The sequence below is a fragment of the Microbispora siamensis genome, from assembly GCF_016863095.1.
GTDB classification, from domain to species: domain Bacteria; phylum Actinomycetota; class Actinomycetes; order Streptosporangiales; family Streptosporangiaceae; genus Microbispora; species Microbispora siamensis.
Genome location: NZ_BOOF01000018.1, coordinates 1 through 12,786 on the forward strand (window position 1 = coordinate 1; position 12,786 = coordinate 12,786).

The 12,786-nt window shown below is 70.7% G+C and carries 6 protein-coding genes; 3 read left to right on the forward strand and 3 right to left on the reverse strand.

Annotated elements, in window-relative coordinates:
* On the reverse strand, positions 1–629 hold a 629-nt coding region (locus Msi02_RS17255), incomplete at its 3' end, for an RICIN domain-containing protein (RefSeq protein ID WP_204049299.1).
* 822 nt (positions 630–1,451) lie between these two features.
* Between Msi02_RS17255 and Msi02_RS17260 the strand changes: the two genes are divergently transcribed.
* From Msi02_RS17260 to Msi02_RS17270, 3 genes are all read left to right on the forward strand, one after another.
* Positions 1,452–2,123, forward strand: a complete 672-nt coding sequence (locus tag Msi02_RS17260; RefSeq protein WP_204049300.1) for a FadR/GntR family transcriptional regulator — start codon at positions 1,452–1,454, stop codon at positions 2,121–2,123.
* Positions 2,124–2,434: 311 nt separating this feature from the next.
* Positions 2,435–6,079, forward strand: a complete 3,645-nt coding sequence (locus tag Msi02_RS17265) for a CARDB domain-containing protein (RefSeq protein WP_204049301.1) — start codon at positions 2,435–2,437, stop codon at positions 6,077–6,079.
* A gap of 244 nt (positions 6,080–6,323) precedes the next feature.
* On the forward strand, positions 6,324–9,662 hold the full coding sequence (locus Msi02_RS17270; protein WP_204049302.1) for a glycosyl hydrolase family 95 catalytic domain-containing protein: 3,339 nt from the start codon (positions 6,324–6,326) through the stop codon (positions 9,660–9,662).
* Between the two features lie 84 nt (positions 9,663–9,746).
* On the opposite strand, the gene Msi02_RS17275 is transcribed toward Msi02_RS17270, so the two are convergent.
* Positions 9,747–11,228 (reverse strand): galactose-binding domain-containing protein, encoded by a 1,482-nt coding sequence (locus Msi02_RS17275; protein WP_204049303.1) that lies wholly within the window; start codon positions 11,226–11,228, stop codon positions 9,747–9,749.
* Between the two features lie 4 nt (positions 11,229–11,232).
* Positions 11,233–12,771 (reverse strand): ThuA domain-containing protein, encoded by a 1,539-nt coding sequence (locus tag Msi02_RS43310; protein ID WP_239108472.1) that lies wholly within the window; start codon positions 12,769–12,771, stop codon positions 11,233–11,235.
* Positions 12,772–12,786 lie beyond the last annotated feature (15 nt).

Sequence of the window (12,786 nt, forward strand, 5' to 3'; positions counted from 1 at the left end):
GCCGACGGCGACGGCGACGGCGACGCTGAAGGACTCGGAGAGGGCGAGGGGTCGGAGACGCTCCCGACGCGGACCAGTTGCCACTGCTGGTTGTTGCCGCCCCAGTCGGAGTACTGCACGATCCTGCCGCCGTCCGCGGTGGAGGCGTTCTGGACCTCCACGGCCTTGCCGCTGTTGCGGTTGATCAGCCGTACGTAGCCGCCGGACGAGTCGGCGAGCTGGAACTGCTGGTTGGTGCCGTTGTGGTCGCTCCACTGCACGACATCGGCGGCGTCGGCGGTGGAGAAGTTGTAGACGTCCAGGACCTTGCCCGAGTGGCGTGACTGCACGCGGTAGTAGCCGCCGCCGGAGTCGACGAAGCGCCACTGCTGGTTGTTGGCGTCGGTGCGGGACCACTGCACGAGCGACCCGCCGTCGGCCGTCGAGAAGTTGGAGACGTCCAGGGCCTTGCCGCTGTTGCGGTTGACCAGGACGTACCAGGCGTTGGTGTCGACGCTCGCCGCCGACGCCGGCGCCACCCAGGTGAGGGCGGTGGCGAGGACGGTCGCGAGCGCCGCCAGCAGACACGTGACGAGGGTGGCCGGCGAGCGTCGCCGGCCACCCGCCACGCGAGCGGGGGGTGAGTGCATCTTCTCTCCTGTGAAGGTGGGACACGGCGGGCCGTTCCGTCCGGCGTCGCGGTGGATGCCCGCCTTCGGACGGCGGATTCCGAGCGCGTGCGGATTCTCCGCGGGTGGAGCGACCTCCGGGCCTCCTGGCAGGTCCGAACCTGCGAGTGGTCTCCGGAGGATGGCGCCGGCGAGGCTCCGCCCGTGCTCCGCGGCAGGGCTTGGCCGTGAGGCACGAGCCGGTGCGTCACCGGCGGCGCGGCCGGAGCCGGCTCGTCATCTGAGGACGCGCTCGTCCCAGTACGAGCCGGACGGTTCGGCAGCTGTTGTTAGCGCTAACATCGAGCGGGAAACGTTCGCTCCTCTCTCGCGCCGACGGGAGGTGGTGGTGCGCGGGAGCAAATCCGAGGCGGCGAGCACCTGTCAAGGCGGCGGCCTCCGCCTGGCACCGCCGTCGCCTCCGTGCACCCCGTCTCACCCGCCACGACGCGCCGCGGGTGCCCGGGCCGGTGGCCGTGTGCGGATGAAACGTTCATCCGGACCACGGTGGGCGGCGGACCGCCGGCCATGCAGGCAGGAAAGTTACCCCGGCCGTTGACACGTCAGTGCAGCGTACAAGCACCGACTCGGCCCGGCGAGGAGAAAATTTCCGGAACCGCTCGTGACACGTTCTGGCTGATTTCCAGACCGACCCCTCAAGGCGGCTTCCTCCTGCCGGGGTCGACGGTGGGCGGCAGTGGAGGCATGGCCGACAACCCGGACGGCACGCTCGGCGCGGCCCCTAGACTGCTAGACATCCGATGTATGCGGCCTCGTTCGCGAGGAAACACTGGAGGAGGCTCCGTGGCGGTCACGGACGCGGCGATCGACAAGATCAAGCAGATGATCACGTCGGGCGAGCTCGCTCCGGGTGACCGGCTGCCGAAGGAGGCCGATCTGGCCGAACGGCTCGGTCTGTCCCGCAACTCCCTCCGGGAGGCCGTACGCGCCCTCGCCCTGATCAACGTACTCGACGTGCGGCAGGGCGACGGCACCTACGTCACCAGCCTCCAGCCCCACCTGCTCCTTGAGGCGATGTCGTTCGTCGTGGACTTCCACCGCGACGACACCGTGCTGCAGTTCCTGGAGGTGCGGCGGGTCCTGGAGCCCGCCGCCACCGCGATGGCCGCGATGAACATGCCGGACGAGGACGTCAAGGAGCTCCGCGCCATCCTCGACGCGCTGCCCGCCGATCCCAGCGTGGAGGAGCTGGTCGCCAACGACCTGCGGTTCCACCAGCACATCGCGGCGGGGTCGGGCAATCCCGTGCTGTGCTCGCTGATCGACAGCCTCTCCGGGCCCACGACGCGGGCCCGGGTGTGGCGCGGCCTCACTCAAGAGGGGGCGCTCGACGACACCCGGGAGCAGCACGTCATGATCTGCGACGCGATCGCGGCCCGGAGGCCGGAGGTGGCCAGGGCGTGGGCCACGGTCCACGTGGCGGGCGTGGAGGAATGGCTCCGCCGCACGCTCTGAAACGGCGCAGTCCCGGGTCGCGCCTCGGCCTGCGGCCCGATGACGGGTGCGCCTGCTCAGGCGGGCCGGCGCCGAGCGCGCCGCCGCCCCCGGCTTCACCATCGCCTTTTCGGAGCGTTGACGGCGCAGTAGCGCCTATGTAACATCTGGCCAAACTACTGCAATAACTGTGCAAGTCGCGTCAAAACCTTTGCCGTTCACCGCAACACCCTGAGTGCATCGCGTCCGTGCATTCGCCACCGGTGGCCGTGGAGACCGCACGTCCTCCCGCACCGGCCTGCCGTCCCCGTACGAGAGATGGAAGAGCGCGAATGAGGACATCGCACGGACCATTACGGCTGCTCGCGACCCTGGTCGTCGCCGGCATGCTCACCCTCCTGGCGTGGGTCGTCCCGGCCGCCGCCGCGGGAGGGCCCAACCTGTCGCCGGGCAAGGCGACCCAGGCCAGCAGTTCCACGGTCGGCTATCCCGTGCCGGCCCTCAACGACGGCAACCAGGACACCTACTGGGAGAGCGCCAACAACAGTTTCCCGCAGTGGGCGCAGGTCGACCTCGGCACCGCCAGGAGCGTGGACCGGATCGTCCTCAAGGTGCCCTCGCCGAGCGTCTGGCAGACCCGCACCCAGACGCTCTCGGTGCAGGGCAGCGCGGACGGCTCCGCCTTCAGCACGGTCGTGGCCTCGGCCGGCTACACCTTCGACCCGGCGACCGGCAACAAGGTCACCATCGACTTCACCGCCGCGACGCACCGGTTCTGGCGGGTGAACGTCACCGCCAACACCGGCTGGCCCGCCGCGCAGATCTCCGAGTTCGAGATCTACGCGGCGAGCGGCACCGAGGCCGACACCCAGCCGCCGAGCGCCCCCACCAACCTCGCCTACACGCAGCCCGCCTCCGGCCAGATCAAGCTCACCTGGAACGCCTCCAGGGACGACGTGGCCGTGACCGGCTACGACGTCTACGCCAACAGCCGGCTACGGGCCAGCGTCGCGGGCGACGTGCTCACCTACACCGACACCCAGCCGGCGTCGGCGACCGTGACGTACGTCGTCCGGGCCAGGGACGCGGCGGGCAACCAGTCGGCCGACAGCAACGCGGTGACCCGCGACGGCACCGGCGACCCCGGCTCCAACCTGGCCATCGGCAAGGAGATGGTCGAGTCGGGCCACGTGTACACGTTCGTCGCGGCCAACGCCAACGACAACAACCCGGCCACCTACTGGGAGGCCAACCCGGGGGCGTATCCCAACACGCTGACCGTCAAGCTCGGCGCCAACGCCACCCTCAGCGCGGTCGTGCTCAAGCTCAATCCCGACCCGGCCTGGGCGACGCGCACGCAGAACATCCAGATCCTGGGCCGCGAGCAGAGCGCGACGACGTACCAGACCCTCAAGCCGGCGGCCGACTACACCTTCAATCCGGCCTCCGGCAACTCCGTGACGATCGATCTGTCCGCGACCGTCGCCGACGTCCAGCTGAGGTTCGCGAGCAACACCGGCGCGCCGGGCGGCCAGGTCGCCGAGTTCCAGGTCATCGGCGTCCCTGCGCCGAACCCCGACCTCACCGTCACGAACCTGTCGTGGACCCCGGCCTCCCCGACCGAGACGGACACGATCACGCTGTCGGCCACGGTCAAGAACGCGGGCACCGCCGCCTCGGCCGCCGACAGCGTGAACCTCTACGTCGGCGGCGCGCTGGCCGGCGCCCCGGCCGTCCCCGCCCTGCCGCCGGGCGGCACCGCGACCGTCACCCATGCCATCGGCACGCGCGCCGAGGGGACGTACACGGTCAGCGCCAGGGTGGACGCCGACAACACGGTCTTCGAGCAGAACGAGAACAACAACCTGCTGAACGCCTCGTCGTCGCTGGTCGTCGCGCAGGCTCCCGGTCCCGACCTGCAGGTCCTCGGCCTCACCCCCAACCCGCAGAATCCGGCGGCCGGGACCCCGGTGACGTTCACGGTGTCGGTGAAGAACCGCGGGACCACCGCCACGGGGGCGACCACGGTCACCCGCGTGGTGGTGGGCGGCACGACGCTCAACGGCTCCACTCCCTCGATCGCCGCCGGGGCCACGGTCTCCGTCGCCGTCGGCGGGAGCTGGACCGCGGCCGACGGCGGCGCGACGATCACCGCCACCGCCGACGCGACCGGCGTCGTCGCCGAGACCAACGAGAACAACAACACGTTCTCGCAGGCCATCGTGGTCGGGCGCGGCGCCGCCGTGCCGTGGGTCGAGTACGAGGCCGAGGCCGCCCGCTACCAGGGCACCCTGCTGGAGGCCGACCCGCTGCGGACGTTCGGGCACACCAACTTCGCCACCGAGTCGTCGGGCCGGAAGTCGGTGCGGCTGAACGGCACCGGCCAGTTCGTGGAGTTCACCTCGACGAACCAGGCCAACTCGATCGTGGTGCGCAACTCCATCCCCGACGCGCCGAACGGCGGCGGCATCGACGCCACGATCAGCCTGTACGTCGACGACGCCTTCGTCCAGAAACTGACGCTCTCGTCCCGGCACAGCTGGCTGTACGGGAACACCGACGACCCCGAGGGGCTGACGAACACGCCGCAGACCGACGCGCGGCGGCTGTTCGACGAGGCGCACGCCCTGCTGCCGCAGACCTACCCGGCGGGCACGAAGTTCCGGCTGCAGCGCGACGCGAGCGACACCGCGGCCTTCTACGTCATCGACTTCGTCGACCTGGAGCAGGTCGCACCGCCGGCGAGCCAACCGGCCGGCTGCACCTCGATCACGGCGTACGGCGCGGTGCCCAACGACGGGGTCGACGACACGGCCGCCATCCAGCGGGCGGTGACCGACGACCAGAACGGCGTCATCGGCTGCGTCTGGATCCCGCCGGGCCAGTGGCGGCAGGAGCAGAAGATCCTCACCGACGACCCGCTGAACCGCGGCCAGTACAACCAGGTGGGCATCAGGGACGTCACCATCCGCGGCGCGGGCATGTGGCACTCCCAGCTGTACACCCTGACCGAGCCGCACCTGGCGGGCGGCATCAACCACCCGCACGAGGGCAACTTCGGCTTCGACATCGACGACAACGTCCAGATCTCCGACATCGCCATCTTCGGCTCCGGCCGCATCCGCGGCGGGCCGGGCGGCGCGGAGGGCGGCGTCGGGCTGAACGGCCGGTTCGGCAGGAACACGAAGATCACCAACGTGTGGATCGAACACGCCAACGTCGGGGTGTGGGTCGGCCGCGACTACGACAACATCCCCGCCCTGTGGGGCCCGGCGGACGGGCTGCAGTTCAGCGGCATGCGCATCCGCGACACCTACGCCGACGGCATCAACTTCACCAACGGCACGCGGAACTCGCGGGTGTTCAACTCCTCGTTCCGTACGACCGGCGACGACTCGCTGGCGGTCTGGGCCAACCGGTACGTCAAGGACCCCTCGGTCGACATCGCCCACGACAACAGCTTCGTCAACAACACCATCCAGTTGCCCTGGCGTGCGAACGGCATCGCGATCTACGGCGGCTACGGCAACACGATCGAGAACAACCTCGTCTACGACACCATGAACTACCCGGGCATCATGCTGGCGACCGACCACGACCCCCTGCCCTTCTCCGGGCAGACGCTGATCGCCAACAACGCCCTTTACCGCACCGGCGGCGCCTTCTGGGGCGAGAACCAGAAGTTCGGCGCCATCACGCTGTTCGCGGCGACCAGGGACATCCCCGGCGTCACGATCAGGGACACCGAGATCCACGACTCGACCTACGACGGCATCCAGTTCAAGTCGGGCGGCGGCGCGACACCGGGCGTGGCGATCACCAACGTGAAGATCGACAAGTCGAACAACGGCGCCGGCATCCTGGCCCAGAACGGCGCCCGCGGCAGCGCGACGCTCACCGGCGTCACGATCACCGGCTCGGCCAAGGGCGACATCGTCCGCGAGCAGGGCACGAGCTTCGTGATCAACGGCGGATAGCGCGGGACGGAGGCGGCCCGGAGGTCACTCCGGGCCGCCTTTCTCATGCCCTGCGCACCGCAGCTTCACCCCACACCTCTCGGCCAATACATCCGATCTGCTATGCGCACGATGTCGAGAATTCCCGGGCAAATACGTGCTGAGTCCGCTCATGGGTGCCAGATACATCGGATCAGTGCCTTGTTACATAAGGGTTTCGGTGCTATCTCATTGTCTCAAGGTCAGCCTGTGATCGGAGGAATGTGTGCCTCACCCCTCGTTACGACTCCCCGCCGTCCTCGCGGCCGTCCTCGCGCTGGCCGCGGGTCTCGCACCGCCCGAGCAGGCGGCCGCCGAACCCGCCCAGCAGGCGGGCGCTCCCGACAACCTGACCCTCTGGTACGACAGGCCCGCCACCGACTGGGAGACCCAGGCGCTGCCGATCGGCAACGGCCCGCTGGGGGCCAAGATCTTCGGCGGCGTGGCGACCGAGCAGCTCCAGTTCAACGAGAAGACCCTGTGGACCGGTGGTCCCGGCTCGCCCGGCTACGACTTCGGCAACTGGAAGACCCCCCGGCCGGACGCCATCGCCGAGGTCCAGCGGCAGATCGACCGCGACGGCAGGATGGCGCCGGACGCCGTGGCTGCCAAGCTGGGCCAGCCCAAGACGGGCTTCGGCGCCTACCAGACCTTCGGCGACCTGTATCTCGACTTCGCCGGCGCGCCCCGGAACCCCACCGCGTACCGGCGCGAGCTGAGCCTGCGCGACGCCGTGGCCCGGGTGAGCTACGCGGCCGACGGCGTCACGTACTCCCGCGAGTACTTCGCCAGCCACCCCGGCAACGTGATCGTCGGCCGGCTCTCCGCCGACCAGGACGGCAAGGTCTCCTTCACGCTGCGGCACACCTCGCCGCGCAGCGACAAGACGGTCACGGCGTCGGGTGGCCGGCTCACCATCCGCGGCGCCCTGTCGGACAACAAAATGAAGTTCGAGGCCCAGGTGCAGGTGATCAACCAGGGTGGCACCCGCACCGACGACGGGGACAAGGTCACCGTCACCGGCGCCGACAGCGCGATGTTCGTGCTGTCGGCCGGCACCGACTACGCCGGCGACTACCCCGCCTACCGCGGCCCCGACCCGCATGCGAAGGTGACCGCGGCCGTGGACGCCGCGGCCGGCAAGAGCTACGACCAGCTCAAGCAGGCACACCTGGCCGACTACCGCGGCCTGTTCGACCGGGTGAAGCTGGACATCGGCCAGAGCACCCCGGCCGTCCCGACCGACCAGCTGCGCCGCGCCTACACGGGCGGCGGCTCGGCCGACGACCGGGCGCTGGAGGCGCTGATGTTCGCCTACGGCCGCTACCTGCTGATCTCCTCCTCCCGGGAGGACGACCTGCTGCCCGCCAACCTGCAGGGCGTGTGGAACAACTCCACCAGCCCGCCCTGGTCGGCCGACTACCACGTCAACATCAACCTGCAGATGAACTACTGGCTCGCCGAGCAGACGAACCTCGACGAGACCACCCGTCCGTACGACCGGTATGTCTCGGCGATGGTCGCGCCCGGCGCGAAGACCGCCCGGGAGATGTACGGCGCCCGGGGCTGGGTGGTCAACAACGAGACCAACCCGTTCGGCTTCACCGGCGTGCACGACTGGGCCACGGCGTTCTGGTTCCCCGAGGCGGCGGCCTGGACCACCCAGCAGCTGTACGACAGATACCGGTTCACCGGTGACGTGGCCTACCTGCGCGACACCGCCTACCCGGTGATCAAGGGTGCCGCCGAGTTCTGGCTCGACTTCCTGCACACCGATCCGCGCGACGGCACGCTGGTCGTGTCGCCGAGCTACTCCCCCGAGCACGGCGACTTCTCCGCGGGCGCCTCGATGTCCCAGCAGATCGTCCGCGAGGTCCTCACCAACGCGCTCGCCGCCGCGAAGAAGCTCGGCGTGGACGAGAACTTCCAGGCCGAGGTGAAGGCGAAGCTCGCCACGCTCGACCCGGGCATCCGCGTCGGCTCCTGGGGCCAGCTCCAGGAGTGGAAGAGCGACTGGGACTCGAAGACCGACGACCACCGGCACGTCTCGCACCTGTACGCGCTGCACCCCGGCAACCAGATCGTCGCCGGAACGCCCGAGGCCGAGGCCGCCAAGGTGTCGCTCGCGGCCCGCGGCGACGGCGGCACCGGCTGGAGCAAGGCCTGGAAGATCAACTTCTGGGCCCGGCTGCTCGACGGCGACCACGCGCTGAAGATGCTCAGCGAGCAGATCAAGACCTCCACCCTCGACAACCTCTGGGACACCCACCCGCCGTTCCAGATCGACGGCAACTTCGGCGCCACCTCCGGCATGGCGGAGATGCTGGTGCAGAGCCAGCACGACTACGTACACGTGCTCCCGGCGCTCCCGTCGGCGTGGAAGAACGGCTCGTTCTCCGGCCTGCGCGCCCGCGGCGACGTCACCGTGGACGCGACCTGGAAGAACGGCGCCGCCGACACGATCACCGTGCACCCCGGGAAGACCGGGCCGATCACGGTGAAGTCCGGCTTCATCGCCGGCCGCTACCGCGTCCACGACGGACGCGGTCACGAGGTCGGCCCGCACCGCGACGGCGACACGCTGACGTGGAACGCCACGGCCGGCACGGCGTACACCATCCAGAACGAGACCGCGATCATCCTCACCGCGCCCGCGGCGACGGGGCCGGACGCCTCCTTCCCCGTCGAGGTCGCCGTGACCGCCACCCGGAAGCGGTCGGTGCCGGCGTCCGACGTGACGCTGACCCTGCCCAAGGGCTGGACGGCGGCCCCCGCCACGGTCCACCTGCCGGCGTCCGCTCCGGGGCGGACGCGGACCGCGACGTTCACGGTCACCAGCGGACCCGCCGACGGCACCAGAAGCGCGCGGATCACCGCCACGGCGACCGGGGACGACTGGACCGGCAGCGCCGCCGCCACCCTGGCGCTGAACCCCTGCGCCACCCCCTCCCCGGACCGGCCGCTGGTGGCCTGGGACCCCTCCTCCGGCGACACCGTGACCGACGCGTCGGGCAACGGGCGCGACGCGCGGATCGTGGGCGGTGCGGCCTACGACGCCGGCGCGCCGAGCGGCAGCGGGCTGGTCCTGTCCGGCTCGACCTACCTGACCACGGGGAACACGACCCTCGGCTACCTGCCCGAGGCCACCTTCGCCGCCGAGGTCAAGGTGGCGGGCAGCGGCTACCGGCGGCTGTTCGACTCCCAGCCCTCCGGCAACCCCGGCACCGACGGGATCATCGTCGACCTGACGCCGTCGAACACGCTGCGGTTCATCGGAGCCGGCCTGAACGTGGGGATCAACACGACCATCCCCACCGGCCGCTGGATCGACCTGGTCGTCACCCTGGCCAAGGGCGGGGCCATCGACGTCTACGTCGACGGCGTACGGGTGGCCGGAGGCCAGGCGACCGGCGACGGCATCACCGGCTGCACGTCCCGCCCGCTGCGCTTCGCGGCGGACCAGGGCGGCGGCCAGCGACTGTCCGGCGCGGTCGACCGAATGGCGATCTTCGCCACGAGGCTGCCACCGGAGCAGGTGAAGACCTGGCGAGACCTCGCATTCTGACACCCGGCCTTCTGACACCTCCCGCCGCTGAACGGGCTCCGGGGCGCGCCGCCCCGGAGCCCGTTCCGCGCGACCGGCCTTCGGTCAGCGGCCGTACACCTCCAGTTCGTACACCCGGGCGGCCCGGTCGCCGTCGCCGGTCGGGGTCAGGACGTCGAGCCGGACGTACCGCGCCGTCACCGGCGTGATCGCGTGGGTGGTCACGTCGGCGGTGTTGTCACGGACCGACGCAACGGTCGTCCAGGTGGTGCCGTCGATGCTCGTCCGCAGGTCGAAGTCGCGGGTGTTCCAGCTCGCCTTCTCCCCGCCCGCGCCGGCGTGCCGGACGACGAGGCGGCCCACGGTCACGGCGGAGCCCAGGTCGAGGCGCAGCCACTTGGCGGCGCCGAGCGAGCACCACTTGTCGCCGATGCCGCCGGTCCAGCTTCCGTTGACCGCCTTCGCGGGGCCCTCGGACGGCGCGCAGGCGCTGTCCGCCGTGGCGGGCCGGTTGAGCGCGAGGTTGGCCGGCGACCCGGCCCGCCGGTTCTCGAACTCCGTCGTCCAGTACTTCGTCCGGTCGAGGTAGGCCGTCTCGGCCGCCGCGCCGGTCCTGCCGTACGCGCCCTCGTAGGTCTGGTAGCCGTACCCGGCGGGCGGCGTGCCGGACGCCGGCTCGATCACGCTGCCCTCGTGCCACTCGTTGAACGAGGTGATGGAGACCCACGTCGGCAGCCCGCCCGTCGCGGGGTCGAGCGCGTTCGCCCATTCCTTGTCGTATGTCGCGCCGTTCGCCCGGCCGAGGGTGGGCGTGGTGTTGCCGGGTACGGCCCGGTCGTCGACGTACCCGGGGCCGATCGACGGCGCCCAGACGAGCCCGTGCTGCTTGGCGTAGTCGGAGGCGTTCTTCCAGCCGGGAGCCGTGGCGCCCGCGATGGCGTCGTAGGTGTACATGCCGGAAAAGTGCGCGATCTTCGTGGTGTCGGTGGTCTGCGCCAGGACGATGTTGTCCCGGTTCACCTGGTCGAGCGCGGACCAGTCGGCGACGCGCAGGCTCTCGAAGACGTAGAACGCCGGCCGGTTCCCCTGGTCGGCGGCCCGGTAGAAGGCCGGGTGGCCGCCGTACGTCGCGTCGATGTAGCGGATGTCGGCGACGGTCGAGTCGGCGGTGCGGCCCTCGTACGGCTCGAGGTGCCAGGCCACCTTGAGTCCCTGCGCCTGGGCGGCGTCCAGGACCCGCCTGACCAGGGTGTCCTCGTAGCTGCCCCTCCCCCACCAGCTGTAGACCAGCACACCCACTCCGGCCTGCCGGATCCACTTCATGTGCTGGGCGACCGTCCCTGCGACGTCGCCCGAGTCGTACGCGCCCAGCGCGGGGTACAGGTCGGAGCCGATGTCGGCGGGCGGGGTGTGGCCGCCCTGCTGCCAGTGCCGCCAGCTTCCGTTCACCGAGGGCGAGCCGTACCAGGGGTAGTAGAAGATGTGAGTGTTCGCCGACAGGTCGGGGGCCGCCGCCCGGGCGGGCGAGACAGGCAGGCCCAGCAGGCCGGCGGCGAGCAGGAGTGCCAGGACGATGCGTCTCGTCACGCCGTCACCTCGTGACCGTGAAGGAGTCGAGATCGAACAGGTAGTTGCCGCCGCTTCCCGTGAAGACGAGGTACAGCGGGCCCGAGGCCGAGCCGGTCAGCGTCCCCGAGACCGTCCGGAAGGTGTCCCAGCTCCCGGTCACCGGCACGTTCACTGACCCCAGCAGCGTCCCCGTCGCCGAACCCGAACGGACCTGAATCGTCCCACCGGAGCCCGCCGAGGACACCCGCGCGCCGAACGACTTCAGGCCCGAGGTGCTCACGCCCGAGTACGCGGCCCAGTCGCCGTTGTTGATGTACCCCACCGTCCTGCCGCCGCTCGCCCCGGCGTGGTCGGCGGGTTGGACGCCGGACTGCGAGGTGTACGCCTCCCCCTCGACGGTCGTCGTGGCCGACGTGGTGAGCGAGAACGTGTCCACGTCGAACAGGGAACCGGATCCGCCGGTGAAGACCAGGTACAGCGGTCCGGAGGCCGATCCGGTCAGCGTGGTCGAGACGGTCGTGAAGGTGTCCCAGCCGCCGGTCACCGGGACGGCGACCGAGCCGAGCAGGGTGCCGGTCGGGGAGCCTGACCGGACCTGGATGGTGCCGCCCGCTCCTGCGGAGGACACCCGGGCGGTGAACCCGGTCGCGCCCGCCGTGCCGACCGAGGCGTAGCCGACCCAGTCGCCGTTGTCGATGAACCCGACGGTCGTGCCGCCGCTGGCGGTGCCGTGAGAGGCGGGCTGGACGCCCGACTGGGAAGTGTAGGACTCCGCTTCGATCGTCCCGCCGCCCGGACCGCCGCTGGGGGGAGCGCAGTCGGCCTGCACCGCTCCGGCCGCGTACCTGATGCCGCCGAGCAGCAGGCTGCGGAAGTTCGGCTCCGCGTAGGACTCGGCGGTGTGGCCGAGACCGGTGTAGAACGCGCGGCCGGACGCCTGCGGGTGGCACCAGGTGATCGGGTGGTCGCCCATGGTGCCGCCGCTGTAGCTGGACTCGTCCAGGCTCTGCAGCACGTGCACGTTGGGCCGCGGGTTGGTGCGGTAGTTGTACCACTCATCGGTCCGCGTCCACGTCGCCGGCAGGCCGGAGGTCGCGGGATGTGCGGCGTCCTCGGTCTTGACGTTGGCCTGCTGGATGGAGGGATGGCTGGCGAACCAGGCGCCCACCAACTGGCCGTAGTAAGGCCAGTCGTACTCGGTGTCGGCGGCGGCGTGCACGCCCGCGTAGCCGCCCCCGCCGTCGACGTACGACTGGAAGGCGGCCTGCTGGGCGGCGTCGAGCACGTCGCCGGTGGTGCTGAGGAACACCACGGCCTTGTACTGGGCGAGGTTGCTCGCGGTGAACGCGCCGGCGTCCTCGGTCGCGTCCACCGCGAAGTCGTTGGCTGCGCCCAGGTCGCGGATGGCCTGGACGCCCGCGGGGATGGAGTCGTGCCGGAACCCGGCCGTCTTGGAGAAGACGAGCACCTTGAAGGCGGCGGCCTCGGCGGGCACGGCGGGGATGGCGGTGGCGGCAGCGGTGATGAGCGCCGCCGCGGTGAGCGTCAGACGTCGCAGCATGGGGGGTCCTTCCGC

Excerpts from the sequence above, each read along its gene's own strand:
- Msi02_RS17265 (WP_204049301.1), top strand. The coding sequence starts at position 2,435 with ATGAGGACATCGCACGGACCATTACGGCTGCTCGCGACCCTGGTCGTC.
- Msi02_RS43310 (WP_239108472.1), bottom strand. The coding sequence starts at position 12,771 with ATGCTGCGACGTCTGACGCTCACCGCGGCGGCGCTCATCACCGCTGCC.